Consider the following 25416-nt stretch of genomic DNA (forward strand, 5'->3'; position numbering starts at 1 on the left):
AGGCGCGGAGCGGCCTCTACGAGCCGCACCGCGTGGCCGGCGATCCGCGCAGCGACGCGCGGAATATGTTTTAGATCGCGTCGCGTCCACGGCATGGGCGCCAAGTGAATGCAGATGACGCTGAATGCACTTGCGGAACTGTAATCCACAGTTCCGCAATCTCCCATTTGCAAAAGTATCTCCCGCGCCCAAGGACTTGGGCGCACTGGATCCCTCTGACGAGCACGGGGATGAAGAAAGGGGAGGTATGGCGGCGCCTCCACCAATTTAAGCGCTCGGCAATCGTCCGCGTGAAATCGCGCGGACTGGGCTGGAGAAAGACGGTTTGCCTCTTATTTCACTGAAAATTGCGAAACGAAGAGCGAGAGGACCGCGCAATGGCAAAGAACACGATCTGCGTATGGTACGACAAGGATGCCGAGGCCGCTGCCCGCTTCTATGCCGCGACTTTTCCCGACAGTACCGTGGACGCCGTTATCCGTGCACCGGGAGATTATCCTGACGGCAAGCAAGGAGACGTACTGGTCGTGGAATTCACCGTAGCGGGCATTCCCTGCATCGGCCTGAACGGCGGTCCCGCGATCAAACACAACGAAGCCTTCTCATTTCAGATCGCAACCGACGATCAGGAAGAAACCGATCGCTATTGGAACGCCATCGTCGGCAATGGCGGCCAGGAAAGCGAGTGCGGCTGGTGCAAAGACAAGTGGGGCGTGTCCTGGCAGATTACGCCGCGGGTCCTCTCCGAAGCCCTCTCGGCAGGCGGTGGCCAGGCAAAGCGCGCTTTTGACGCGATGATGACCATGAGGAAGATCGACATTGCGGCGATCGAGGCGGCGCGGCATGGCTGAGGTGGTCTTGCGCAGAACGATCTTTTATCGGGTTCGCATCTGACGCGATCCGGCGGTGTGTCGATCTTCGCAGTCTGCTCAGAACCACAGATCGCGTACGCAGCGCCCTTTGGAAGGCAGGTCCTCAAACGTGTCCAGGCCGTCGAAATGATCGATTGGCAGATCGTGAACGAGATCCGGCGGCGCAAGCCGCATGTTGACGGCCATGCGCCGACGGCCATCCTTTCGAAGCCGCAGGCCGCGCCAGCTCAAGACACAGGCGCAAGATGGGCAGAACAAGATCTCGAGAGACGGCTCGTCCCTGTCTGTGCGGGTGTAGGAGGCGGTCTCACCGGTGAGAGCGATGCGCTCTCCTTCGTAGTCATAAGCCCACAGTGTGCCGTATCGTCTGCAGAGCGTGCAGTTGCAGGCGGTGATCGAGCCGGGATCACCCTCAAGTGTCCAGCCCGCCTTGCCGCAATGACATGAGCCCGTCAGCATGAGCGTAGGTTCCGTCCTGTACCATACAACGATCGCAATCTGCCCCAATCCCTTGACGACCGCAATTGGCGCTTTTCGCCGCCGCCTGCTTCCTGCGCTTGCGACCGATACCTCCTGGCGGCAGATTTTCTGAAATTTCTAATTGAGATGGCAGCCGGAAGATGGTTTTCTGCGACCCAGCGTAGCTGAGTCCACGCCTCCTCCCGATTTTTGATCCGAGCGGCCCATGTCGATTTCAGATGCGATCTATCGTCCCTTCGAAACCTTGATCCGGCCGCTCGACATCCCCTACCGGCCGATGCCCACCAAGGGGCCCGTGGCAGTCCTCATACACTTCATCGCGATGTTTCGGGGCGTCATCATCACCATGGCGCTGACCTCGATGGCCATCGAAGCCATCAACCTTACGATCATCTGGGGTCTTTCAGTCATTGTCGACGGAGTGACGACACAAGGCGTAGAACTCTTCGTCGACAGTAATTTCCGGCTGCTGGCAGTCCTTGCCTTTCTGCTTTTTCCGGTGATGCCCATTCTCTTCTACATCACCAATATTCTCAATTCGCACACGATCGGCATCAGCCTGCCCGTTGCGATTCAATGGCAGGGGCACAAGGCCGTCGAGCGGCAGGACCTCGCCTTCTTCCATGATCTTTTCGCCGGCCAGGTCGCATCCCGGCTCGGTCAGGTCGCCAATGCCGTTCAGCAACAGATCCTGATCGCATTCCAGACGGCACCGCGCTTTCTGCTTCAGATCATCGGCTCCGTTGTTCTTCTGCTCGCGCTCTCCTGGCAGCTTGCGCTGCCAGTCATCCTCTGGGTTGCCTTCAACGTGCTCTTTGCGATCAAGGTCGTTCCGGATTTTTCGGAGCGCGCCCGCCGCTCGGCAAAGCAGAACAGCCTCATCTCCGGTGCCCTGACGGACATCTACGGCAACATCCAGATGGTCAAGCAGTTTGCAGCTGAAGACAGCGAGGCAGGTGCGCTAAGAAAGATCATGTCCAAGGGGGTCGATACGCTTCACCACGAACAGCGCACCTACCGGACAACCGAACTCGTCGTCATCAGCCTCAACATGGTGCTCTGGCTCGTCATGCTCGGCATTGGTTTCTGGGGGCTGTTTGACCGATTCCTGACCGTGGGCGATTTCGCCGCAACGGTTTACATCCTCCAACGCCTCTCGGCAGGATCCTTCACCTTCCTGCAAATGGGACAGTAGATCTTCCGCGCGCTCGGCACGATCAAGGATGCCATGCCGGTCATGACAACACCGCCCACCATCACCGATCGGCCCGATGCGGCCGAACTGACGGTCAGCCGTGGGGAGATCCATTTCGAGAACGTCCGCTTCGCCTACAAGTCCGGCAAGCCTGTCATCGATGACCTGTCGCTGACGGTTCGGCCCGGCGAAAAGGTAGGGCTCGTCGGCCTCTCAGGTGCCGGCAAGACGACGCTGGTCAGCCTGCTGCTGCGTTTTTACGACATAGAGGACGGCGCTGTCCTGATCGACGGGCAGGACATCCGCGCGGTCACGCAGGCAAGCCTTCGCCGCGCCATCGGCGTCATCGCGCAGGACGTCGCGCTGCTGCATCGTTCGGTCGGCGACAATATCCGCTACGGCCGGCCGGAGGCGACGACGGACGAGATCGAAGCGGTGGCGAAGATGGCCAGCGCCGATGTCTTCATAGCCGATCTTTCCGACGGCGAAGGCCGCAGCGGCTATGATGCCTTCGTCGGCGACCGCGGGATCAAACTGTCGGGCGGCCAGCGCCAGCGTGTGGCGATCGCCCGCGTTCTCCTGAAGGACGCGCCGATCCTGGTGCTGGACGAGGCGACCTCCGCCCTCGACAGCGAATCCGAAGCCGCCATCCAGGAAAGGCTGAACCTCGTCATGGAGGGAAAGACGGTGATCGCCATCGCCCACCGCCTGTCGACCATTGCCAGGATGGACCGGATCGTCGTGCTCGATCACGGGCGCATCGTGGAGGAGGGCAGGCCGGACGAACTGGTCGAACGCGACGGCTTGTTCGCGCGCCTATGGAAACGCCAGACCGGCGGCTTCATTCCCGAAGACATCGACGAACCCTTGCCGGTCTCGCCTGCGACCTGACCGAGTGGCCTATGACGGCAACGCGAGGCCTCTCCTCGGACGACCTCTGCCCTGCAGGTCGAAGTGCTCGCATTGCACCCGAATGGCGGGGCGACCGTGCCACATGCCCTGTGTTGCTACGAGCGCCGCTATATCCCCCTCGCTCAAGTGCTCGTCACAGGAATCCAGCCCGCCGCGGCAGACTGGCGCTACTCGACAAGCCCGAAGATAGGGCCGTAGCCGCCGTGCCAAGACCGGTCGTTGCGGCCCATTTCAGGATTGTAAAGTCCGACACCCCGTCCGCCATCGAGAAACAACGCGTCTGGGCATTTCAAATGATCGCGGAAGAGGCGTGCAAAATCATGGAAATTCACTCCGTCTTCGCTGATCGCGAAACGAACCGAGCCGCGCTCGCAGGTTCCGACACCGCTGCGGCGGGTCCGGTCTGTCGAGCCGACGATGAAGATCGGGTTCAGCTTGTTGGCGATGACAAGCATCGGGCCGGACTGGGTGGCGAACCGCACCTTTGGCCGGCGTTTCAGAAATTCCTCGGTCGGGAGTATTCCAGCGCCTGCTTGACCCAGAAAGAACACGCCGTTCGGCTTCTTATAAAAATTCGGCACCTGACCGGCTGAGCTTTCGGCCTCCGTCGTATTGGCGGGGTTCAATTCCCTGCCGTTCTCGACATAAAGTCCCATCGGCGAAAAATCGGCCCGATACATCCCGGCGTTAACGGCAAAAGTCAGCGTTCGCCCCTTGGCGCGAACGGCTTCGGCTAGGCTTGAAAAAGTGCGGTATGGCGCGCCATCGGCGTTCTTCCAGAACAATCGCAGGTCGGCTTTGCCCGGTTCCAGAGTGCAAATGACGTATTTCGCCTCTTCGAAGCTTTCCTGCTCGCATGGTTGCGCATGCGCCTGATGCAGGGATGTCATCGTTGCTGCCAGCATGATGGCCGCGGCGAACACGCCATGTTTGAGACAGGTCATTGGTGCTACGTCCTCGAGCTGCTCACCATGTGCCTGACAAAGCCGTGCAGGCGAGCAGCACCCCAGTCAGGATATTCGCCAGGAACAGGCGATAATTCATGTCCGGGCGGGCAAGATCGATCCGCCGGGTCTGCCAGGCAAGATGGACGGCGATCACCAGCATTCCGACAGTATAAGGCGGCGACATTTCCAACAGCCAGCCCCCGAGCGACCACGCGCCGACCGCCAGAGCATAGAATAGGCCGATAAAGGTCTTGCCGTGCCGGCCGAACAGAATTGCCGTCGATTTCAGGCCAAGACGGGTGTCATCCTTTAGATCGACATAGGCATAGATCGTATCATAGCCGATCTGCCAGGCGATGGCCCCGGCCCACATCAGCACGGCGCCGACCGGGATATGTCCGGCAGCCTCGGCCCATGCCATCAGCATCCCCCAATTGAACGCCGCGCCCAGGACGGCCTGCGGCCAGTGGGTGAAGCGCTTGCAGAGCGGATAGACAAAGACGAGCGGCAGCACATATATCGCGATGAGGCGGGTGTAAGGCGTCAGGAAAAACAGAAGCGACGCTGCCAGTGCGAATTCAACGGTCAGGAAGATAAAGGCCGGCAGCGTGGCGATCTCTCCGCTTGCCAAGGGCCGAAAGCGGGTCCGCTCGACATGGCCGTCAAACTTCCGATCAGCAATGTCGTTGACCGTGGAACCGGCGCTTCTCATCAGAAGAGCGCCGAGAGAGAAGATCGCCAATTGCCTGAGGTCCGGGAGACCGTGGGATGCCTGGATAAGGGCGGCCCAGCACGGGAAGAGCGTCAGCCATATTCCGACCGGGCGATCCAGCCGCGCCAACCGCGTATATGGCCGCCATGCGGCCGGCAGCCGGCGATCCACCCAGTCGCCACGGTGGATATCGCTGAGATCGGGGCGGCTCAGAGTCGTCATGATGTGATCCAAATTTCCTGTCGCAAATAGCCGTGAAGCCTCAGGTTTTAGTCGCCATCGGCGTTGCCCAGAATAGAATTTTTTGCAGCCACGGCAATAACCGTCCGTTTGCGATTGGTCGCTGACCTTCTGCGGAAAACGCAGCTATATGTTCTTGTTGTGTTCATATGCTTGCGATATGAATTCTCCCGATCTTGGAGCAGCGAAAGGGAAGATCATGAGTGTCTACGCAACCGTCGGCGCAATCGATTCCGTCAAATCGAATGGCTTCTATGATGCGAGCTTGGCAACGATCGGATGGAGCAAACATCGAGAGTTTCCCGGATGGAGCGCCTATTCCGAAGGCGGGAAGGGTGAAGGTTTCGTTCTATGGGTTTGCACGCCGTTCGACGGCGAACCGGCGAGCGCCGGAAATGGCTCGATGGTTGGTTTCATGGCCAAGTCCCGCGCCGAGGTGGACGCTTTTTACGACGCTGCCATGACCAACGGCGGAACGGACGAGGGCGCGCCTGGTCTACGTCCGCACTACGGACCGAACTGGTATTCCGCTTACCTGCGTGACCCCGCCGGAAACAAGATTGCTGTCGTCTACGACGGCTGAGGCCAGCTCGATTGCCGTAACTCGACATCTCGGGGATTTCCCTATTTCCCGGCGAATATGACGTGGGGACCGGCGCCGCGATCCGGCGCATCCCTGGGGAGGCCGAAGAAGCGTTTTGCCATTTCGGTCGGACCGATATCCTCCAGGGATGTGAAGCCCAAGCTCAGCAGTCGGTTCGCAAGGTCCTCGGGATCGAAGTGCGTCAGCCATGGCTCGCCGACCGCGGCCGTGCGCGCTCCCATTTCCGCGGCGCGGGCACGGCGTTCGGGCGAATAGTTTTCGAGGGGTTCGCTATAGTCGAAGACGATGGATGCGCTCGGCAGGCCGACGACGAAGCGTAGCAAGGCAAAGACTGACGCCTCCCTGAGATAGGGCACGACGCCAAGCCAGATGAAGAAGGACGGCGTCTCGGGCTCGAGGCCGGAATCGATGAGACGCGCTTTCAAATCCTCATGTTCGAAATCGACAGGAACGAATGTTGGTAGGCTCTGCGTCAGTCCGGTCTCGTCAAGCCGCATCTGCTTCCAGCTCTGCGTGGCAGGATGATCGACTTCGAAGACCTTCAGGCCGGCATGGGGATTGCGCAGCGCAAAGGTGTCGAGCCCGGCGCCGAGGATGACGGCTTGCCTGACGCCCCTTGCAAAGGAGAGGGCAAGGCAATCTTCGGCATATCGGCTTCGCGCCGCCATGAACAGGCGAAAAGATCGCGTGGAGGGGTCCTGGGCTTTCAAGTCTGCCTCGGCGCAGGCCTCCTCGCCGAGGATCCGGCGGGCATAGGGGTCTAAGAAGATGGCGCCGCCATCCACGCTCTGGTGCGCTGCTCGATAGGCGGCCGCGCCGATCGCGGTGCGGCTTGGTTCCGATGCTCGCATGAAAGCCTCTTTCTCTGTAAATCTGCTGCTGGCGCGGGCAGGAAGCTTGCCGGAACCCGAACCGCGGCGGATACCTTGTCATCGCGGGAAGGCTAGGGCATGATTTTAACGATGTAAAGATTAGATCGAGACATGGCCACGCACGACGGATCGACCCGCTACCATCATGGCAACCTACGCCCCGCGCTGCTGTCCGTGGCGAGGGCGCTGCTGGAGGAGGGAGGCCCGGCTGCGCTGAGCATACGGGAGATCGGTCGCCGCTCCGGCGTCTCGGCTCCGGCGGCGTATCACTATTTCAACAGCCTGGATTCCATCGCGGCAGCACTCGCCGAACAAGGGTTTGTCGAACTCAGCGAAAGCATCGATGCCGCCCTAGCCGGTCCTCGGCGCAATCTGCTTGCCGGCGGCATCGCCTATGTCGCCTTTGCCCGCGCGAATCCCGGTCTCTACCGGCTGATGTTCGGGGAGGGTTTTCAGGCCTATTCCAAGGGAAACGAGGCAATACGCGCCCTGCGAATGCAGGTCTACCGGCAGATGAAGGACGACCTGGAAAAGCGCCTGACGCCCGGGGACGTGCCGAACGCCGCGCTCTTTCTCTGGTCTCTGACGCATGGCCTTGCCTTGCTGATGATAGACGGCCAGGTCGAACCCGGCGCCGATCCCGACGCAAAGGTCGAGGATATCCTGAAGCTCGCCGGCATGGGGCTGCCTGCCGCGAGATAAGCTGTCGACGCGCTCGGCTTCATCCATCTCCGCGTGGGCGATCCAGCCAGGATTGCTTCGATCCTATTGTCGACGGCGATGCGGCGACATTAATCCCTACCAGGCGGTACGGGCGGTGCCGAGCGCTGTTGTATGAGAGGATGAGACCTGGGCGACGTGCGCCTTGAGCGACACGACGCAGTTTCCCGGAAAGCTGAGATTGTGCAACGTCAAGTGTTTCAGCAATGTCTCCGCATCGCGCTTTTCGGTTAGCGGAAATGTCACAGTCATGCGAGTTCTCCAACGAATAAACTGAGCATCCGAAAAAATTAATGTCTAAATTCTTGTGCGCCGCAACAAGAAAATTTTAACGATAAAATTAAAATCGATTAACTTGCCGAGCTGCTTTTTTAAAATCGTTTGAAATTGGATTCGCGCTTCTCCTTGGATGCCTTGACTGCCCCGGTCAGCCACGAAGGAAGGTGCCGTCAATGTGGGCATTAGTCGTGAGCGTTAGTGCGCTGAAGATCGAGCGGTCATCTGCCGTTGCGGGCCGCCCAGCTCCTGAGCCGCAAGCCGTTGAGCCTGATGAAGCCTTCGGCATCATGATGATCGTAGGCGATGGCGCTTTCCTCGAAGGTGACGAGGTCGGCGGAGTAGAGTGACAAGGGGGAGGCGCGCGAGATGACCGAAGCGCTTCCCTTGTAGAGCCTGAGCGTCACTTCGCCGCTGACGAAGGTTTGGCTTTGGTCGATCAAGGCTTGCAGCATTTCCCGCTCGGGCGCGAACCAGAAGCCGTTATAGATCAGCTCGGCGTAGCGGGGCATGATCTCGTCCTTCAGATGCGCTGCGGCGCGATCGAGCGTGATCGATTCAATGCCGCGATGCGCCGTGAGCAGGATCGTCCCTCCCGGCGTTTCGTATATTCCCCTCGACTTCATGCCGATGAAACGGTTTTCGACCAGATCGAGCCGCCCGATGCCATGCCGGCCGCCCAGTCCATTGAGTTCGGTCAGCAATGCGGCCGGTGTCATGGACTTGCCGTTCACCGAAACCGGATCGCCCCTCTCGAAACCGATGGTGATGATCTCAGGCGTGTCGGGAGCGTCGACGGGATCGACCGTGCGCTGATAGACATGATCGGGCGCGACCTCCGCCGGATTTTCGAGAATCTTGCCCTCGGTCGAGGTATGCAGCAGGTTGGCGTCGATCGAGAACGGCGCCTCGCCGCGCTTGTCGCTCGGCACCGGGATATGATGCTTCTCGGCATATTCCAGAAGCTGCATGCGGGAGCGGATGTTCCATTGGCGCCATGGAGCAATGATCTTAATCGACGGGTCGAGCGCATTGACGGCCAGCTCGAACCGGACCTGATCATTGCCCTTGCCTGTCGCACCATGGGCAACTGCATGCGCGCCAACCTCCCGGGCTATGCCGACCAGATGCTTGGCAATCAGCGGCCGTGCGATGGAACTGCCCAGCAGATATTGCCCCTCATAGAGCGCGTTCGCCCGCAGCATTGGAAAGACGAAATCGCTGACGAACTCCTCACGCAGATCAACGATACGGATGTCATTGACCCCTGACATCTCCGCTTTGGCGCGTGCCGGCTCGAGCTCCTCGCCCTGGCCGAGATCGGCGGTGAAAGTCACCACCTCGCATCCGTAGGTTTCCTGCAACCATTTGAGGATGATCGAGGTATCCAACCCGCCCGAATAAGAAAGCACAATTTTTTCTAGCTTCGTCATTTACCCATCTCCGTCTCAATGCTGGAACGATAGGCCAAGTCCTGCGCAATGAGCTTGCGAAGCATCCGTAAAATTGCGAAAGTTTGGCATATAATGCCATTGTTGAATCAATCGGAGCTATAAAATGCCAGTCATCATGGACCCGATCGATCGTCATATCCTGCGCGTGCTTCAGCGTGACGGGCGTATTTCGAACGTCGATCTGGCGAAGGAGGTAGGCCTATCGCCTTCGCCCTGCCTGCGTCGCGTCCGGCTGCTGGAAGAGGCCGGGATCATCGATCGCTACGTCGCCGTGCTGGATCCTGCAAAGGTCGGGGCGGGGCTGACGGTTTTTGCTCGCGTGTGGTTCAAGACCCAGGACGCCGAGGTGACGCTCCGGTTCGCCGAAGCCGTCAGGCGGTTTCCCGAGGTGATGGAATGCTACCTGACGACAGGGGAATGCGATGCCGTGCTTCGGATTGTCACCGCCGATCTGCACAGCTACTGGCGTTTTCAGGCCGATCACCTGACGCGCATCCCGAGCGTCCTCAGCGTCAAGACCGACGTGCCGATGGAAACGCTGAAGCGAAGCTTCGAGCTGCCGTTGGGATAGGCGTCGTGGCTCGATCCCTATCCTAAGGGAGAGGCGTTCCGGTTGCTTGCCAGCCAGGCGAGGCCGGTGACCAAGAGCAGGATCATCACGGCATGGGTGATGTAATCGAGCGTGGTTTGCGGGCCGACACCGACGGCGATGGTGAAGGCGCCGACGAGGGTGCCGAGGAGGGCGAAGGACTGGGCCGAGATCGCAGCCATTCGGCTCCACGGTCGGTCAAGGTTGAGCGAGATCAGGCCGAGAAGGAGGACGGCCGATATCACCGCTTCGGCAATCATCGCCTGTCGGTGTTCGTGGCCTTCGAGGACGAACCCGGCATGGGTGAGCGAGGCAGTGGCATAAAGACAGATTTCGATCAGGAAGAGGATCGCGAGGGCTGAACGCATGGCATGGCTCCCTGAGGGATGTCGCCTGGGGCGGCTGCAGCGGCGATTGCCGGACTTCCGTTTATCATTGCATGGAGGGCAGACGGCGGACACCGCCGCCTGCGACTTTGTTTGCAATTACGCCTTCAGCGCTGCGGCATAATCTGCCGCGTAAGTCTTCAACGAACGCGGTGCCTTGCCCGTCAGCGTCTCGACATCGCCGGTCACGACGGCCGTCCAGCCTTGGCGAACCGGATAGAAGATTGAAGCGAGGAAGCTCGCATAGTCGGCCGGTACACCAGCGCCGGTGAGAATGCCGATGAAGGCGTCGTCCGTGATGGCGTTGTAAGCGATCGGCTTGCCGATGACCGCGGAAAGGATGGCGGCGGCCTCAGCATAGGACAGGGCTTCCGGCCCGGTCAGGTTGAACGCCTTGCCGTCGAAGGCCGCGGAGGTAAGGGTGGCCACGGCGCTTGCCGCGATGTCGCGGGCGTCGATGAAGCCGGACTTACCCTCGGCGGCCGGAAGCGCGATCTGGCCATGGTCGATGCCGGCCTTCCAGAAGGTGTGAAAATTGTCGGCGAACCAGTTCGGGCGCAGGATGACGTAAGGTGTGCCTGACGTTTCCAGGGCGATCTCGACCTGGCGATAGGGAATGGAGTCGTCGGCGTCGACGCCGAAAACGCTCTGGAACACGACCTTTACCTTGCGGCTGGCGGCCGCTTCGATGATGGGCAGCAGCAGGCCCTTGGCATCGACATAACCGGAAGGCAGAAGCACATGGGCGCGGTCGACGCCCTCGAAGGCTGGGCCATGGGTTTCCGGCTTGCCATGGTCGAAGACGACGCCCTCGGCGCCCGCCACGGGCTTGCCCGTGCGGGAAGCGGCCTTGACGGCCTCACCCTTCGCTAGAAGCCCATCCACGACATGCTTGCCGACGGTGCCCGTCGCGCCGAGAACGAGAATCTTGTTGCTCATGTCACTCTCCTTGGTATCCATTAGAAACTATCTTACTATTGGATAGATACAGGTAATTTCGGGTTGGAAAAGAGAGCACTTTTTTGTCACCTGGTTTCCTCCGGGAAACCGCTTCGGGAAGGGAAAAGCAGATGACGGCGATGCAACAGGCCTACAACGTCTATGAGGACCGCTGCCCGACGCGGCTGGTGCTGGACCGGCTGGCGGACAAATGGGCGCTGCTCATTCTCGACCGGCTGGAAGCCGGGCCGGTGCGTTTCAACCACATCCGCCGCGATATCAAGGGCATATCGCAGAAGGTTCTGGCCCAGACGCTGCGGAAGCTGGAGCGCAACGGGCTGATCTCTCGCACGATCTTTCCGACCGTGCCGGTGACCGTCGAATATGCGCTGACGCCGCTGGGGAACACCCTGACGGATACCGTTTCCGCTCTTGCCCACTGGGCCGAGAAGAATATGGACGCCATCTTTGCAGCACAGCGTGCCTATGACGAAACCCACCCAGTTTGACAACTCGGGAAAGGAGCCGCGACGGCGATCTATACTGTGCGCCGCCGCTCCAGAGGGTCTGGGCCGAAGGCGCCGTCGAGAGGATCACTCGACCTGGATATGAATATGGTCGTCGTGGCGGGCGGCGCGGCAGCCTTGAAAGCGGATATGGCTGTCGGTGATCCCAAGCGCGTTCTTCAGATGCGGCTCGATGAAGATCTTTTGCAAGCCGAAGCGCGTCACACCTTCGCTCGTCAACCAGCCGATCGCGGCCGATGTGCGCTGCTCCTCGATCCGATAGGCCGGAAACAGGGGCTGCAGTGCATCGAAGTTCCAGCGGGTGGTGAGCCAGTCGTTGCGCCCTTCGCATGGCAGTTTGTCGCCGGGGGCGGGTTGCTCGAAGGCGAAATAGCCGATCGGGGAACGGGTGGCGCCATTCAGGAAGTCACCGTCCACATTCTTGTAATAATAGGCGAAGTCGAGCTTTTTCCCGTCGGCATGCGACAGATGCGGCAGCAGCGAAAAGCCTCTCACGAAAGGGAAATTCGCATCCAGCGCGACCGTGACGGTTCCCGGAAATTCCTTATCCATGTGCGTGGCAAGCGCCTTTGCGAGATCGCGCATGTCCGGGGTGACGTAGTTGCGGTTCAACAGGCAATAGATCGGGGAGCGGATCACGAGCCTGTCTGCGGCGCCGGCGACGCAGGAGAGGGGAACCCGTCCGAAGATCGGAGCGGCGAGGCTTGCGGCAAGCGTGGCGCTGCCATAGCAAAGCAGGAAGATCGCAAGCTTTGCCGGAAATCGCCGTAGGCCGCAGGCGCGTGAGGCGGCCAGCGTCACGAGATAGGCGATGCCGCCGATCTGCGTCAGCAACGTCAGAATGAGAACGATCACGGCGTGGAAAGCAAAACGGAACACGGAAGGGGCCTTGGGAACGTTGCCATTCCCATAGGCGAGGGGATGGTAGCGCGCAAGGCGGATGGCGGGGAGCGCGCGGCTCATTTGCGTGTCCCTTGGAATGCTTTGAATTGACAGGATCAATTACCTGACTAAAGTCAGATAATATGGCTTGCGATCCTATCTCTCGTGTCCGTCGCTTCAACCGTGCCGTTACCTCCGAAGTCGGCGCTCTCGATACGTCTTTCCTCGGACGCGGCCGTCCGCTGGGTGCTGCCCGCGTCCTCAATTCGATCGGCCGGGGGCAATCGGATGTTGCGGTGATCCGCGATTATCTCGGTCTTGACTCTGGCTTGATGAGCCGTCTGCTGCGCAGTCTGGAAGAGGAGGGGCTCATCGAGACGGTGTCGAACCCGCAGGACGCGCGTCGCCGCGTTGCCAGGCTGACTGAAACCGGCCGTTCCGAGTTTCTGGCTTATGAAGCGCTTTCCAATGCGCAGGCGAAATCGCTTCTGGCGCGCCATCGTCGCCCGGACGAACTGCTGCGCGCCATGGATATCGTCGCTTCCTCGCTGAGACGTGAGCAGATCGTGCTCGAGGAGAAAGACCCTCGGCACGAGGACGCCAGCTATTGTCTGAACGAATACTACGGCGAACTTGCACGCCGCTTCGAGAAGGGTTTCGATGTGGCGCTTTCTCGCGATCCCGACGCCAAGGATATGATCCATCCGCACGGTGCGTTCCTGGTGGCCATGTCGGATGGCCTGCCGATCGGCTGTGTCGGGCTGAAGGGCAATGGCGGTGAAGTCGCGGAGATCAAAAGGCTCTGGGTCGCCCCATCCGCGCGTGGCCTTGGGCTCGCAACGCGCCTTATGACGGCCGCCGAGAACATCGCGCGCGAGCTGTCCATCAAGCTCCTGCGTCTGGATACGAATAGCGCTCTGCCCGAGGCAACACGGCTTTATCGCGGAACTGGCTGGAGCGAGATCGAACGTTTCAATGATGACCCATACCCGGACACGTTCTTTGAAAAACGCCTTTAAGCGAAGGTCGCTTTGTGCTGTCAAAATGTTGATCGTGCGAACGTCCGTGTTTTTGGCCCTTCGGCAATTTGAAACGGAACACCAGTCAAGGTGATAGCAGATGTTCCCCATGCTCCTCCCTCCTTCCTGTGGCGAGCACAGGAAGGAGGGAGGAAGGCGCCGCCTGGCCCTTCGCATGGCTGAGGGCGCTCGGCCCTGCAATCGATTCACTGGATCGATCGCTCCTGCTTCGCAGGACCGGGCCTCACCCCTGAGAATCAGGCAGCGAAGCGCTCGGCGGGCGGGCGGCGGCGCAGGTTCGGCTGTGTCACCGCAGGCGGGTTGTAGGCTGCCTCCAGCGGGCCGGTGTCGGTGCCGGGCGGGACGATCGCGTCGATCCGGTCGAGGATTTCGTCCGTCAGGCTCACCCCGGCGCCGGCAAGCAGATCGTCAAAGTGCTCCATCGTGCGCGGGCCGATGATTGCCGAGGTGACGGCGGGATGGGCGATAGCGAAGGCCATCGCCATGTGTGCCAGCGAAAGCCCTGCCTGCTGCGCGAGCGGGATGAGCCGTTCGACCGCGTCCAGCCGGCGCTCGTCGTTCATCTGCCTGGGGAAGCGTTTGGCGCGGGCGCTGTCGGGTTGCGGTGCACCCTTGCGATACTTGCCGGTGAGCATGCCCATCGCCAGCGGGCTCCACACCATCGCCCCCATTCCGTAACGCTCGCAGGCGGGCAGAACCTCGCGTTCGATACCGCGGTTGAGGATCGAATAGGGCGGCTGCTCGACGCGGAAGCGGGCCAGCCCGCGGCGCTCGGAAACCCATTGCGCCTCGACGATTTCCGAAACGGGAAAGGTCGACGATCCCAGCGCCCGCACCTTTCCCGCCCGCATGAGGTCGGTAAGGGCGGATAGCGTCTCCTCGATGTCGGTATCGGGGGCTGGCCGGTGGATCAGGTAGAGATCGATATGGTCGGTCTGCAGGCGGCGCAGCGTCTCCTCGACCGCCCGCGTCAGCCAGCGGCGGGAGTTGCCCTGGCGGTTTGGGTCGTCGCCCATCGGCAGATGCGCCTTGGTGGCGAGCACGACGTCGTCGCGCCGGCCCTTGAGCGCCTTGCCGACGATCTCCTCGGATTCGCCGCGGCTGTAGATATCGGCGGTGTCGATGAAGTTTATGCCGGCATCGAGCGCCTTGTGGATGATCCGGATCGAATCCTCGTGGTCGGGATTGCCAGCAGCGCCGAACATCATCGCGCCGAGGCAATAGGGGCTGACCTTGATGCCGGTTCTTCCAAGCGTGCGGTATTGCATGGTCTGTTCCTTTTATTGGGGAGGCGGACTTCGTGCGCGTCGATGTGGCCAACACCGTCACGCCATGTTACATAAGCGGAACCGCATTCCGTTTATATACGGAACAATGTTCCGTTTCGCAAGTGAGTGAATGATGAGCGACGAGAGAAAAGAGCAGGAGGACGGCCGGCGAGCTGGGGAAAGAGCGGAGAAGCCCGTGCGCGCCGACGCCAAACGCAATCTCGACGGACTGCTTCAGGCGGCAATGGCGGTATTTGCGAGTTCTGGCGTCGACGCCCCAGTGCGCGAGATTGCGGAGAAGGCCGGCGTCGGCATCGGCACCGTCTACCGGCATTTTCCCGAGCGTTCCGATCTTGTCGTCGCTGTCTTCCGCCGCGAAATCGATGCCTGCGCCGACGCCGCGCCGATCCTTGCAGCCGAACATGCGCCGGGCGAGGCACTGGCCAGATGGATGCAGCGGTTCGTGGATTTCATCGCGGCCAAGCGCGGGCTTGCGGCGGCCCTGCACTCCGGCAACCCGGCTTTCGATCCCTTGCCCGCCTACTTCCAGCAGCGACTGCATCCCGCCCTTCGCTCGCTTCTCGACGCCGCCGCTGCCGCCAGCGAGGTGCGCACCGATATCGCTGCCGAGGATCTTCTGAATGCGGCTGCGAGCCTCAGCATGCACGCCTACGCCCAAGGGCCTGAACATGCCCGGCGCATGGTTTCCCTGCTGGTCGACGGGCTGCGCTACGGCGCGGTTCCGAGATGAAGATGCGCCGATGAAACGGGCTGTCGCCCGCCGCCGCTATGCGTTGGGGCGGGCGACAGCCTGGGATCATCAGGTCCGCATCGACAGCTCGATATCTTCTTCGAATGGCGTCGAGAGGTAGCCGGCTGCGGGCGAGCGTACGCGGGCGAGGTATTCCGGGCAGAGGTCGGCATTGTCGGCGACGATAAGGGCGCATGGCCTCAGGCGGTCTTCGACCAGTTCCAGGATATCGCGATAGAGCGCCTTGGCGCCATCGAGGAAGAGCAGGTCGATCGCCTCCGGGAGATCGGTGCTCAGGGTCTTAAGGGCATCGCCTTCGCGGATCTCGACGAGGTCGATGAGGCCGCCGGCCGTCAGGTTGGCGCGGGCGCGGACCAGCTTCGACGGCTCGAACTCGCTGGTGATCAGCCGGCCGCCGCCATTGTCGCGCAGCGCGGCTGCGAGATGGAGGGTCGAGATGCCGAAGGATGTGCCGAATTCGACGATCGTACGTGCGCGGCTGCTTCGCGCCAGCATGTAGAGCAGCGCGCCGGCCTCCCTGGAGACGGGAAGCCAGAGATCCCTGAGGCGCCCGTAAAGGTCGAGATATTCGGTCTTGCTGCCGATCAGGCGCATTCGCTCATCACCTGACAGGGCCGACATTGCCGGGCTCGTCGCCGTGGCGGCCTCTTCGAATAGGCCATCGAGCAGGGGCGCCAGCGGGGCGGTGGTCAGTGTCGTCATGTCATATCTCCTTGGTGACAGGTTCTTGTGTGGAGTGAAAAATACGAGTAATTCGTCGCATCTGCTATTCGCATTGCGGAGCGCTGCCATGACCGATCGCCCAAGAGCCCGGATTTCCTCGCGAAAACAGCCCAAGCAGGCCCGCTCGGCGGAACTCGTGGCGGCGATCCTGGATGCCGCTGCTCAGGTTTTGGCGCGGGAAGGCGCGCAACGCTTCACCACGGCGCGGGTGGCCGAAAGGGCGGGCGTCAGCATCGGATCGCTCTACCAGTATTTCCCCAACAAGGCGGCGATCCTCTTCCGGCTGCAGAGCGACGAATGGCGGCAGACAACGGACATGCTCGGCGGCATCCTCGCCGATGCGCAAAGGCCGCCGCTCGAACGGCTGCGCCGCCTCGTCCATGCCTTCCTCCGCTCGGAGTGCGAGGAGGCGGCGATGCGCGTGGCGCTCCATGACGCAGCACCCCTTTATCGCGATGCGCCGGAGGCGCAGGCGGCGAGGGCATCGGGGGACCGCATCGTCGAGCTATTCATGCAGGAGGCTTTACCCTACGCGCCGGAGGCGACCCGGACCCTTGCCGGCGACCTGATCACCACGACGCTCGGCACGGTGGGCAAGCAGTTCTCGGAGGCACCCCGAAGCGCTGCCGAGATCGACGCCTATGCCGACGCCATGGCCGATATGTTCTGTGCCTACCTCGAACAGCTTGGGGCTGGCCGGGACGGGGCATGATGTTCCGGCTGCGCTCCATTGGGCCCGGTGCTCCCAACACCCTGGTACTCCGGGGCGCTGGCGCGAGGTGGCGGTGTGAGGGGATGGCAAGCGAAAGCGCTGCATTCCAGCGCCTGTCATCGCAGAATGCTATGGTGCCTCAATGGATGGAGTAGGTCCTACTGGTGGTCCAGTTGCTTCGACAGCCCGGCAAAAAGCCTGTCGCAGTCGGTGTTCATCTGGACGAGATCGACGGCGACGGTGATGGCGTGGCGTCCTTCGATGCTGTCGATGTCGAGCTTCCTCTCGCAGCACCATTGCCGAACGGCATCGGTGACGATGGTTATTTCATCATCATTGAGCGAGATGAGCGACAGGAGCATCTTCGTACCCTCCATGAAGCGGCAAGAGCACCTATGGTCTCTCAAGCGGTCGTGTCGATGTTCCGATGGCGTTTACTCTACGCTCATTCCGCGGCAATACCACGGCCATTTTGACACGGCTTGGTGACAGCCGAACGATCCCGGCAGGCGGCCGTGAGCGGGTCACCTGCCAGGATTGTTTGATCTTCTGCAACGGATTTTCGTCTTGATGTTGCTGACTCCTTCGATGCGGCCGAGGTATTCCATCTGGACGCGCCTAGGATACCGACCGGGGCGCGTTCATTTCGCGAGCACGATATGCGTGGCGTGTTCGGTTGCGACATGCTCGGCAACGCGGAAGCCGAGGGCCGGGAGGTCGATGCCCGTGAAGATCGCTTCGCCCTTGCCGAGGACGACCGGCGAGATGGCGAAATGCAATTCGTCGATCAGGCCGGCCTGCAGATATTGGCGGACGGTGCTGACGCCGCCACCGATTTTCACGTCCTTGTCGCCGGCCGCAGCCACCGCCTTGTCAAGCGCTTCCTCGATGCCGCCGGTGACGAAGTGAAACGTCGTGCCGCCCTCCATGACGATCGGTTCGCGGGGATAATGCGTCAGGATATAGGTCGGCGCATGATAGGGCGGGTTCGGCCCCCACCAGCCTTTCCAGGCGTCATCCGGCCACTCGCCGCGGATGGGGCCGAACATGTTGCGCCCGAGAATGAAGGCGCCGAAATTGGCCATGCCGCGAGCCGCATAATGCTCGTCAACGCCTTCAGAACCGCCGTCCTTTCCGATCATCGCGCGGAAGGTGCGGGTGCGGAAAAACCATTCGAACATCTCCGTCCCCCGCTTGCCCAGCGGATCGCTCATGCTTTGCTCCGGCCCGGCGCCGAAACCATCTACGGAAAGGGAAAATGCTGCGACACGAACCTTGGGCATGCTCTCCTCCATATGATTGCAATTTGAAACTGGTTGCGTTGTCGCATAAGTGATCCTATATTGCAACCAGTTTTTAATAGGAGAATATCGTGGATATCGAACTGCGGTCGGGTTGCCCGATCAACCTGACGATGGAAGTGCTGGGCGACCGGTGGAGCCTCATCATCATCAGGGACATCATGTTTGGCAATCGCCGCCATTTCCGCGATCTTCTGACTCATTCGGAGGAGGGGATCGCCTCCAACATTCTCGCCGCCAGGCTGAAGCGTCTGCTTTCGCTAGGGTTCATCAGCAAGCGGGACGATCCGAGCCACAGTCAGAAAGCGATCTACAGCCTCCTGGAGCCGGCGATTCAGCTCGTTCCCGTCTTCGCCATGATCGGCGCTTGGGGGCGGCGCCATCTACCTGTGAGCGAGGAACTGAGCATCCGCGCGCAGCTTCTCGAAGAAGGCGGGCCGCCGCTCTGGGACGAGTTCATGGACGATCTCAGGCAGATCCACATTGTTGATCCGATCGGCGGCGCCAACGGAACATGCACCTCGCCCGTGCTGGCGAAGCTGACGGCGGCATTCCTAGAGGTTCGCGCGAGATCATTGTCGCAGGCATCCTGAATATACAGGAAAGCAGTCAGCCCGATCAGCCTCCGGCGCCCTGGTATTTGCCTGTGGCGTAGCGCCAATGAGCGATTGCTATCAACACCCAAATCGGGCCGGCCACAAGAGATGCTGGCCCGGCCCAATCCCCGAGGATCGGGATGGGCTTGCCGAGCAGGGCGCCGACAGGGACGGAACTGGTCAGGGCGAGCGGAACCGCGGTTATGAGGATGGTTTGTATGCCGCCGGGGAAAATGTTGAGCGGGTAGCGCGTCAATTCCCAAAAGCCGAAGAAGATCGAGAAAAGGTGGTTGGAGCGTACCCAGATCAGCGCCGTGGCGCCGATCATGGTAATAAGGGCAGCGGTCAGCAGCGTTGCGCTGATGAGCGCAGCAACGAGGAACGACACGGACCAGACCGACCAGGCGAAGTCGACGGACAGGACCGCCCAGCCCATCAGCACCACCGCGAGGATGACGTGGCCGGTATAGCTGATGTTGAGGCCGGAAAAGACCAGATAGGCCCAGGGGCTGAAAGGCTTGACCAACAGTGTGTCGAAAGTGCCGAGCCGCACCAGTTCTTCGAGATCGCGCAATTGCACGAAACTCATCGCGGCGCCGAGCGAATAAGCGAGCAGCTGGAAACTAAAGAGCAGGGCAAGCTCCGGCCAGGTCCAGCCGCCGAGCGTGTCGAAGCGGGCGAGCAGGATGCCGATGGTGGCGAAGACGCTGCCATAGGAAAGGATCTGCGCAAGACGGTCGAGCCAGAAGGCGCCGCGATATTCCATCTGGGAGCGGACATGCATCCGGACCAGCAGCGGAAGGACGCGCAGGTGACGAATGAGCACAATCAACCTCCCTGCACGGTGATGCGGCCGGAGGCCCGGCGCCACAGCCAGCTGACGCCGGCAAGGAACAACGCGGCCCAGACAAGGCCCAGGCCGAGATGGAGCCAGACATCGGCCATGGAAAGCCTGCCGAGATAGACGGCATTGGGATAATAGACCACCCAGGCGAAGGGCAGGTGGCGGGCAATCGCAGCCAGCGGTTCCGGGAAGAACCAGAACGGTATCAGTAGGCCCGAGAACAATTGCAGAAGGGCGCCCAGGATCCAGTCCAGCGAGAAGCTCGTCATCAGCCAGAAGGCGACGAGGCCGAAGAGCGCCGACATCAGGAACAGCAGCGTAAAGGATAGCGCCCAGAAGGCGATGAACATCAGGCCATCGAACAGGCTTGCCGGCGGCAGCATGCCGTAAAACAACGCGGTGAAGGCGACGGTCGGAATGACCTGGGTCATCAGGCGATAAACAAAGCTGCCGCATTCGTTGGCGAAGAGATAGAGCGGATAGGATAAGGGCTTGAGCAGCCAGACCGCGACATCGCCTGTTTTGAGCGACCGGCCGATCTCGCCAATGATCCTTTCGGGGCGGGTTGCGCCCATCACGGCGCCGCCGAGCAGCGCATAGGTCACCATCTGCTGCAGGGAGACCCCGTCGACCACGATTGCGCCGACGCCGGCATAGGCCGCCTGCCAGATAGCGACACGCGCAAAGACCTGCACGAGTTTGCCGAAGATATTGGCCCATACTTCGTTGCGGTAGGCGAGTTGCGAATGGAAGGAACTGCGCGCGAAGGCGAAATAGGCGCTCATGATGCCCGGGCCTTGGCATTGCTACGCCGGTCGGCGTTGCGGCGCTGGTAGAAGGTGCGGATGACCTCTTCGATGTCGGGCTCGTGCAGCGCCACGTCCTTGAGGTCGCGTCCGCTGCCGACCTCCGACAGGATTGCGACCAGCGAGATGTCTTCTCGCTCGATGAGATAGTTCTTGCGCAAGCCCTCGTCGCTGACGAGAGCCGCTGTGCGCAATGGCAGCGGTCCAGGGTCACTGGCAAATTCGAGTGTCAGCCGCCGGGCAGAGCCCAATGCCGCGCGCAGGCTCTTCAACTCGCCGTCGAAGATGAGCCTGCTGTGATCGACCATGATCAGCCGCGGGCAGATGGTCTCGATGTCCTGCAGGTCATGGGTGGTGAGAATGATGGTGACGCCGCGCTCGCGGTTGATTTCGGCGAGAAAGCGCCGAACCGCATCCTTGGCGACCACATCAAGACCGATGGTCGGTTCGTCCAGAAAGAGGATCTTGGGGTCGTGCAGCAGTGACATCACGATCTCGGCGCGCATGCGCTGACCGAGGCTGAGCTGGCGCACCGCGCGGTCGAGAAAGGGCGTCAAGTCGAGCAATTCGCTGAATCGCCGGAGATTATCCGCATAACGCGCGACGGGAATATCATAGATGCGCTGGTGCAAGGTAAAACTGTCGACCAACGGCAGATCCCACCACAGCTGGCTGCGTTGGCCGAAGACAACGCCGATCTCGCGCGCATTGTCCATCCGCCTGAGATGTGGCGTCCGGCCGAGCACCGAGAGCGTGCCGGCGCTCGGCACCAGGATGCCGGTCATCATCTTGATCATCGTGGATTTGCCAGCGCCATTGGGGCCGAGATAGCCAACGGCTTCGCCCGCCGCGATGTCGAAACCGATGTCGGAAACGGCCAGGACTTCCGTATATTCGTTGGTCACCAACGTTTTCAGCGCGCCCAGCAAGCCCGGAAATCGCTTGTGCTGCCGGAAGCGTTTGCTGACGCCCCGTGCCTCGATCAAAGCCGTCATGTGTATTTCCTCGAGGGTAATTCCAGCCGATTCGGCAGCAGCATCCAAGCTAACGCGGGGTTCGGCCAGTTCAAGCAAAAGTCGCTTTTTTGGCGTTACTCAATCGAACCTGGCCTTTTGCGTTGACAGCCATGATCAATCGATTCCTGTTAGGATCATGAGGATTCTCGCAATATCCGGCAGCGCCCGGCTCAATTCCACCAATACGGCTATGCTGCGGGCGATCCGTGCCATAGCGCCCAGTGATATCGAGGTTTCGATCTTCGATGGCGTCGGACGGTTGCCGGTATTCTCGCCTGACCTCGAGGGAGAATCTCTACCGGAGGCGGTGAGGGATTTCATAGATGTGATCGCCAAGAGCGACGGGGTGATCATTGCCAGCCCGGAATATGTGCGATCCATCCCCGGCGGCCTCAAGAATGCGATCGACTGGCTCGTATCGGGAGATGAGATCGTTCATAAGCCGATCGCCTTGCTGCACGCCTCGCATCGAGGTGATGACATGCTGGCAGGTCTTCGCACCGTTCTTGCGACCATCACCGACCGTTTCGCGGAGGATATCTACCTCCGGCTCCCTTTGATGAAACTGGATCCAGCCGAGGTGCTTCGAAGCATCGAGACAGCGGAGAACCGTTCCAGGGTGCAGGCCTATCTTCACGCATTCTCGGCCTATTGCAGGGCAGACGCCGAGACTGCCTGAGGCTCGCCTCTCCATCATCGAACCTCCATCAGAAGGCCGCTCTCGAACGCCGATTTGTCGTGAAGGGTGTGCAGAATGACAAGCGGGGCTGCGAGCAGTGCGGCGAGGATGAAGGCGGAGAGGAAGTGTCTCGTCAGGAGACGAAGGATAGGTCGGATCATCTTGATCTCCAGCTGCCGCGAATATTCCTTGTGCTGGACCTCAACAATTGCAGCAGCATGACCGGCTGCCTTGCAAGCTCCGCAATGCTGCTGCAACCCTTGTGGCAGACAGAGGGGGTTAGCGAGACAATGGACGGGCGATGCGGATACTGCTGATAGAGGATGAGAGGGAGCTGGCCGAGGCGCTGTCGGCCGCGCTCGGCAAACATGGGATCGTCACCGACCACACGATGCATCTGGCAGACGCCGTCGAGTTGACGCGGCAGAACCTCTACGATGCGATCCTGCTTGACCGGCGTCTGCCTGACGGGGAGGGGCTGAGCTTCATTCCGGAGCTCAGGCGGACGGGCAAGGATACGCCGATCATCGTGCTGACGGCGCGCAACGAACCGAAGGAGCGGATCGAAGGCCTCGACCTCGGGGCCGACGACTATCTCGGCAAGCCGTTCCTGGTCGAGGAGCTGATGGCGCGGTTGAGAGCCGTGCTGCGGCGATCGCCTGAACTGGCCGAACTCAAGATCACTGCCGGACGGATGGTGATCGACCCGCTGCATCTGAGCGTCACCGTCGATGCCGTGCCGCTGGACCTGCCCCGGCGCGAACTTCTGGTGCTGGCGGCACTCGCAAGGCGCAAGGAGAAGACCGTGCTGCGCTCGACGCTCGAAGCGGCTGTCTACAACTACGAAGAGGAAATCCAGTCGAACGCGCTCGACGCGCATATATCGCGGCTGCGCAAGCGGCTGATCGATGCTGGGGCCGGCGTCGCGATCCATAACATTCGCGGCGTCGGTTACCTCATGAAGGAAGAATGATGACCAAGGCGCAATACACCAATCCATCGCTTTGGTGGCGGCTGAGCTGGCAACTCAGCATTGTATTCGTCGCCGTGGTGGCGGCGGTGATCTTCGGTCTCTGTGTTTATGGTGCGACGATCCTTTCTCCCAACGTCGCGCTGGAGGATCATGTCACCGCGGTACTGGCCCGGTCCGTCGCGCTCGATGCGCAGGGCCAGCTTGAAATACGCGATACGCCAGAGCTGGCGTCGCTCAAGGAGCAGTATGACGGGCTTTGGTATGTCGCCGCCACGACGAACGGTTCTTCGGTATCCTATGGCGCCATTCCTGCAGCCTATAGTGAACTTGCGCATCTCACCCATTTGTTCCAGGGCGCAGACATCAGGGGATCGGTCGGCACCAACGAGATCGCGTCCGTTGAAAACGTGGAGACTGCCATAGGCGAGCTCCGTGTTCTGTTTGGCGGCGTCGCCGACAAGGGTTGGCCCGTTCTTGTCCTTATGGGCGCCGTCTATCCGATCTATGTCTCGCTGCTCACCGTCGCCTTGCCGGCGGTTTTTCTTGCCGTTCCGCGAATTGTCAGGCGTGCCCTGGCCAGTGTCAGCGAGGTTGCCCGCAAGGCATCGGAGATCGAACCTCGCCGCTACGATGCACGCCTGCCTCTGGACGGCATCCCCAAGGAGGTGGCCCCGCTGGTGATTGCCTTCAACGAGGCGCTTGACCGGCTGGAAAATGAATTCCGCAAACGGCAACACTTCCTGATCGATGCCGCGCATGAACTCAGGACGCCGATCGCGATCATGCAGACGCGGATCGACGGAACACCCGAGGGCCAGGACCGCAGGCGATTGCTCGATGACGTCGCGCGGCTCGCCGAGACTGCCGAACAACTGCTCGATTTCGAGCGTAACAATCAGGCGATCGATCTGCACGAAACGATCGATCTCGTCGAAGTCGCCCGAACGGTCGTTGCCGATCTCGCGCCGCTGGCGATTGCCGACGGCTATCAAATCTCATTTCTATGCGAGGCGGAGAGCCTTGAACGCCGGGGCAGCCCTTCCGCGCTGCCGCGGGCGGTGAGCAACTTGGTGCGCAACGCCATCGACCACGGCGGCAACACGGGGATGATCACGGTTTCGGTATCGCGCGCACCTTCCGGCGGCGGCCGGATCACCGTCACCGACGAAGGGCCGGGTATTCCGGCCGAACATCGGGAGCTGGTGTTCGAGCCTTTCTATCGCGTCACCCCGAAAAGCAGGGGCGCCGGTCTCGGCCTCAGCCTCGTCAAGCAGGTCGCCGCAAATCATGGCGGCGAGGTCAGCATCGAGAGCAGTGCTGCCGGGACGCGAGTGGTGATCGAACTCGCATAGGTCAGCCTGCTTGAGCAGCATCCGCCCTGGTTTTGACCAGGAAAGGCTCTGGGAAGCGATCTGTAATGTTGCGGCAATTGTCGACCGCCACTTTCGCCCGACACTAGAGCGCCGCGCGTCCGACAGGACGCGCCAAGCACGCTCTAGCACTTTAAACTGCGCATAATCCTTTCCGAAAATCGATCTCGATATTCGGGGTTATGCGCTATCGGCGACGGAGGCCAGACAGCGTGCGCAGCAATCCATTCCCATTTTCCTTGCCCGTGGCGTCGAGAGGCTTGTCTCTCGCACTGCCCTTGGCGCTCACCATGGCCGCGGCCGGTTGCAGCTCGGTGCCACTGAAGGAGGCCGGCACGCTTTCTTCCTACGGCAATCTCGGCGCGCCGAAGGGCAAACTGTCGAAATCGCGCGTCTATGTCGATGGGACGCGCCTTAGCCCGGCAAAGACGGTGAGCATCGTGCCGACGACCTTCGCTTTCAGCGCCGCGACCCGCGTCAAATCGGACGCCGACCGCGTGATGGTGGCGAACGCGCTGGACCGGGCGCTCTGCATTTCGCTCAGCGACAAATATCAGCTGGTCTCAGCCGGCCAGCCGGCGGACCTGACAATCCGCTCGGTCGTCACCGACATCGTGCCGACCAACAAGGCGATGGCCGGTGTTTCGACCGTCGTGACCGTCGGTACCGGTTTCGTGCTGCCGGTCGGCGTGCCGCGGCTGCCGGCCGG

Annotated in this window: 30 protein-coding genes and 1 pseudogene; 14 read left to right on the forward strand and 17 right to left on the reverse strand. The window is 61.1% G+C overall.

Annotated features, from left to right (window positions below; translation table 11 throughout):
- Positions 1 to 377: 377 nt before the first annotated feature.
- Positions 378 to 851: a VOC family protein gene (locus MOV76_RS28055; RefSeq protein WP_247265750.1), complete on the forward strand. Its 474-nt coding sequence runs from the start codon at positions 378 to 380 to the stop codon at positions 849 to 851.
- Between the two features lie 78 nt (positions 852 to 929).
- Here the strand turns inward: MOV76_RS28055 and MOV76_RS28060 are convergent, their stop codons facing one another.
- Positions 930 to 1331 carry a GFA family protein gene (locus MOV76_RS28060; RefSeq protein ID WP_193446624.1) on the reverse strand — a complete coding sequence of 134 codons (402 nt, stop codon included), beginning with the start codon at positions 1329 to 1331 and terminating at the stop codon, positions 930 to 932.
- Positions 1332 to 1557: 226 nt separating this feature from the next.
- On the opposite strand from MOV76_RS28060, the pseudogene MOV76_RS28065 reads away from it, so the two are divergent.
- A pseudogene (locus MOV76_RS28065) lies at positions 1558 to 3438 on the forward strand (ABC transporter ATP-binding protein).
- A 188-nt stretch (positions 3439 to 3626) separates the two neighbouring features.
- On the opposite strand, the gene MOV76_RS28070 reads toward MOV76_RS28065, so the two are convergent.
- Both MOV76_RS28070 and ubiA read right to left on the reverse strand, forming a co-directional pair.
- A complete protein-coding gene (locus MOV76_RS28070) occupies positions 3627 to 4403 on the reverse strand; it encodes a phosphodiester glycosidase family protein (RefSeq protein WP_168331964.1) in 777 nt (258 codons plus the stop codon).
- 22 nt (positions 4404 to 4425) lie between these two features.
- Positions 4426 to 5340 carry a 4-hydroxybenzoate octaprenyltransferase gene (ubiA, locus tag MOV76_RS28075; protein ID WP_247265751.1) on the reverse strand — a complete coding sequence of 305 codons (915 nt, stop codon included), beginning with the start codon at positions 5338 to 5340 and terminating at the stop codon, positions 4426 to 4428.
- Between the two features lie 217 nt (positions 5341 to 5557).
- On the opposite strand from ubiA, the gene MOV76_RS28080 reads away from it, so the two are divergent.
- Positions 5558 to 5941 carry a VOC family protein gene (locus MOV76_RS28080; RefSeq protein WP_168331962.1) on the forward strand — a complete coding sequence of 128 codons (384 nt, stop codon included), beginning with the start codon at positions 5558 to 5560 and terminating at the stop codon, positions 5939 to 5941.
- A 41-nt stretch (positions 5942 to 5982) separates the two neighbouring features.
- On the opposite strand, the gene MOV76_RS28085 is transcribed toward MOV76_RS28080, so the two are convergent.
- Complete coding sequence (locus MOV76_RS28085; protein ID WP_130716927.1) at positions 5983 to 6813, reverse strand: SAM-dependent methyltransferase; 831 nt, start codon at positions 6811 to 6813, stop codon at positions 5983 to 5985.
- A 132-nt stretch (positions 6814 to 6945) separates the two neighbouring features.
- On the opposite strand from MOV76_RS28085, the gene MOV76_RS28090 reads away from it, so the two are divergent.
- A complete protein-coding gene (locus MOV76_RS28090) occupies positions 6946 to 7536 on the forward strand; it encodes a TetR/AcrR family transcriptional regulator (protein ID WP_247265752.1) in 591 nt (196 codons plus the stop codon).
- Positions 7537 to 7632: 96 nt separating this feature from the next.
- On the opposite strand, the gene MOV76_RS28095 is transcribed toward MOV76_RS28090, so the two are convergent.
- Positions 7633 to 7806: a hypothetical protein gene (locus tag MOV76_RS28095; protein ID WP_018242568.1), complete on the reverse strand. Its 174-nt coding sequence runs from the start codon at positions 7804 to 7806 to the stop codon at positions 7633 to 7635.
- 245 nt (positions 7807 to 8051) lie between these two features.
- A complete protein-coding gene (locus tag MOV76_RS28100; protein ID WP_028733202.1) occupies positions 8052 to 9263 on the reverse strand; it encodes an argininosuccinate synthase in 1212 nt (403 codons plus the stop codon).
- Positions 9264 to 9387: 124 nt separating this feature from the next.
- Between MOV76_RS28100 and MOV76_RS28105 the strand changes: the two genes are divergently transcribed.
- Positions 9388 to 9855: an Lrp/AsnC family transcriptional regulator gene (locus MOV76_RS28105; RefSeq protein ID WP_028733201.1), complete on the forward strand. Its 468-nt coding sequence runs from the start codon at positions 9388 to 9390 to the stop codon at positions 9853 to 9855.
- A gap of 17 nt (positions 9856 to 9872) precedes the next feature.
- Here the strand turns inward: MOV76_RS28105 and MOV76_RS28110 are convergent, their stop codons facing one another.
- Positions 9873 to 10241, reverse strand: a complete 369-nt coding sequence (locus tag MOV76_RS28110) for a hypothetical protein (protein WP_028733200.1) — start codon at positions 10239 to 10241, stop codon at positions 9873 to 9875.
- A 117-nt stretch (positions 10242 to 10358) separates the two neighbouring features.
- Positions 10359 to 11198 carry an SDR family oxidoreductase gene (locus MOV76_RS28115; protein WP_130716919.1) on the reverse strand — a complete coding sequence of 280 codons (840 nt, stop codon included), beginning with the start codon at positions 11196 to 11198 and terminating at the stop codon, positions 10359 to 10361.
- A 131-nt stretch (positions 11199 to 11329) separates the two neighbouring features.
- Here MOV76_RS28115 and MOV76_RS28120 point away from each other — a divergent pair, with 131 nt between their 5' ends.
- On the forward strand, positions 11330 to 11707 hold the full coding sequence (locus MOV76_RS28120; RefSeq protein WP_182563339.1) for a helix-turn-helix domain-containing protein: 378 nt from the start codon (positions 11330 to 11332) through the stop codon (positions 11705 to 11707).
- 84 nt (positions 11708 to 11791) lie between these two features.
- On the opposite strand, the gene MOV76_RS28125 is transcribed toward MOV76_RS28120, so the two are convergent.
- A complete protein-coding gene (locus MOV76_RS28125) occupies positions 11792 to 12688 on the reverse strand; it encodes a hypothetical protein (protein WP_247265753.1) in 897 nt (298 codons plus the stop codon).
- Between the two features lie 62 nt (positions 12689 to 12750).
- Here MOV76_RS28125 and MOV76_RS28130 point away from each other — a divergent pair, with 62 nt between their 5' ends.
- Positions 12751 to 13626: a helix-turn-helix domain-containing GNAT family N-acetyltransferase gene (locus tag MOV76_RS28130; RefSeq protein ID WP_247265754.1), complete on the forward strand. Its 876-nt coding sequence runs from the start codon at positions 12751 to 12753 to the stop codon at positions 13624 to 13626.
- Positions 13627 to 13883: 257 nt separating this feature from the next.
- On the opposite strand, the gene MOV76_RS28135 is transcribed toward MOV76_RS28130, so the two are convergent.
- Positions 13884 to 14915, reverse strand: coding sequence for an aldo/keto reductase (locus MOV76_RS28135; RefSeq protein ID WP_018242560.1), 1032 nt, complete (start codon positions 14913 to 14915; stop codon positions 13884 to 13886).
- A 130-nt stretch (positions 14916 to 15045) separates the two neighbouring features.
- Here MOV76_RS28135 and MOV76_RS28140 point away from each other — a divergent pair, with 130 nt between their 5' ends.
- Positions 15046 to 15666, forward strand: coding sequence for a TetR/AcrR family transcriptional regulator (locus MOV76_RS28140; RefSeq protein WP_247265755.1), 621 nt, complete (start codon positions 15046 to 15048; stop codon positions 15664 to 15666).
- 69 nt (positions 15667 to 15735) lie between these two features.
- On the opposite strand, the gene MOV76_RS28145 is transcribed toward MOV76_RS28140, so the two are convergent.
- Positions 15736 to 16389 (reverse strand): O-methyltransferase, encoded by a 654-nt coding sequence (locus MOV76_RS28145; RefSeq protein WP_247265756.1) that lies wholly within the window; start codon positions 16387 to 16389, stop codon positions 15736 to 15738.
- An 88-nt stretch (positions 16390 to 16477) separates the two neighbouring features.
- On the opposite strand from MOV76_RS28145, the gene MOV76_RS28150 reads away from it, so the two are divergent.
- The gene (locus tag MOV76_RS28150) at positions 16478 to 17122 is read left to right on the forward strand and encodes a TetR family transcriptional regulator (RefSeq protein ID WP_018242558.1); all 645 of its coding nucleotides are present in this window, start codon (positions 16478 to 16480) and stop codon (positions 17120 to 17122) included.
- Between the two features lie 158 nt (positions 17123 to 17280).
- Here MOV76_RS28150 and MOV76_RS28155 read toward each other — a convergent pair whose 3' ends face one another.
- Positions 17281 to 17484: a hypothetical protein gene (locus MOV76_RS28155; RefSeq protein ID WP_247265757.1), complete on the reverse strand. Its 204-nt coding sequence runs from the start codon at positions 17482 to 17484 to the stop codon at positions 17281 to 17283.
- A gap of 279 nt (positions 17485 to 17763) precedes the next feature.
- Positions 17764 to 18405, reverse strand: coding sequence for a dihydrofolate reductase family protein (locus MOV76_RS28160; RefSeq protein ID WP_247265758.1), 642 nt, complete (start codon positions 18403 to 18405; stop codon positions 17764 to 17766).
- An 89-nt stretch (positions 18406 to 18494) separates the two neighbouring features.
- Here MOV76_RS28160 and MOV76_RS28165 point away from each other — a divergent pair, with 89 nt between their 5' ends.
- Positions 18495 to 19016 carry a helix-turn-helix domain-containing protein gene (locus tag MOV76_RS28165; protein WP_027684032.1) on the forward strand — a complete coding sequence of 174 codons (522 nt, stop codon included), beginning with the start codon at positions 18495 to 18497 and terminating at the stop codon, positions 19014 to 19016.
- Positions 19017 to 19041: 25 nt separating this feature from the next.
- Here the strand turns inward: MOV76_RS28165 and MOV76_RS28170 are convergent, their stop codons facing one another.
- From MOV76_RS28170 to MOV76_RS28180, 3 genes are read right to left on the reverse strand one after another with little or no spacing between them, the layout of a single operon-like run.
- Positions 19042 to 19845 (reverse strand): ABC transporter permease, encoded by an 804-nt coding sequence (locus MOV76_RS28170; protein ID WP_247265759.1) that lies wholly within the window; start codon positions 19843 to 19845, stop codon positions 19042 to 19044.
- A 2-nt stretch (positions 19846 to 19847) separates the two neighbouring features.
- Positions 19848 to 20648 (reverse strand): ABC-2 family transporter protein, encoded by an 801-nt coding sequence (locus MOV76_RS28175; protein WP_247265760.1) that lies wholly within the window; start codon positions 20646 to 20648, stop codon positions 19848 to 19850.
- Positions 20645 to 21664: an ATP-binding cassette domain-containing protein gene (locus MOV76_RS28180; RefSeq protein WP_247265761.1), complete on the reverse strand. Its 1020-nt coding sequence runs from the start codon at positions 21662 to 21664 to the stop codon at positions 20645 to 20647. The genes MOV76_RS28175 and MOV76_RS28180 overlap by 4 nt, the downstream gene beginning before the upstream one ends.
- A 157-nt stretch (positions 21665 to 21821) precedes the next feature.
- Here MOV76_RS28180 and MOV76_RS28185 point away from each other — a divergent pair, with 157 nt between their 5' ends.
- Positions 21822 to 22364, forward strand: a complete 543-nt coding sequence (locus MOV76_RS28185; RefSeq protein WP_247265762.1) for an NADPH-dependent FMN reductase — start codon at positions 21822 to 21824, stop codon at positions 22362 to 22364.
- Positions 22365 to 22378: 14 nt separating this feature from the next.
- Here the strand turns inward: MOV76_RS28185 and MOV76_RS28190 are convergent, their stop codons facing one another.
- Positions 22379 to 22525, reverse strand: a complete 147-nt coding sequence (locus MOV76_RS28190) for a hypothetical protein (protein WP_018242550.1) — start codon at positions 22523 to 22525, stop codon at positions 22379 to 22381.
- A 140-nt stretch (positions 22526 to 22665) separates the two neighbouring features.
- Here MOV76_RS28190 and MOV76_RS28195 point away from each other — a divergent pair, with 140 nt between their 5' ends.
- From MOV76_RS28195 to MOV76_RS28205, 3 genes are all read left to right on the forward strand, one after another.
- On the forward strand, positions 22666 to 23337 hold the full coding sequence (locus tag MOV76_RS28195; RefSeq protein WP_018242549.1) for a response regulator transcription factor: 672 nt from the start codon (positions 22666 to 22668) through the stop codon (positions 23335 to 23337).
- Positions 23334 to 24689, forward strand: coding sequence for a HAMP domain-containing sensor histidine kinase (locus MOV76_RS28200; RefSeq protein ID WP_247265763.1), 1356 nt, complete (start codon positions 23334 to 23336; stop codon positions 24687 to 24689). The genes MOV76_RS28195 and MOV76_RS28200 overlap by 4 nt, the downstream gene beginning before the upstream one ends.
- Positions 24690 to 24889: 200 nt before the next feature.
- A partial coding sequence (locus tag MOV76_RS28205; protein ID WP_247265764.1) for a DUF3313 family protein occupies positions 24890 to 25416 on the forward strand: 527 nt, incomplete at its 3' end.

The organism is Rhizobium sp. PRIMUS64 (assembly GCF_023006465.1).
In the GTDB taxonomy this organism is placed as follows: domain Bacteria; phylum Pseudomonadota; class Alphaproteobacteria; order Rhizobiales; family Rhizobiaceae; genus Rhizobium; species Rhizobium leguminosarum.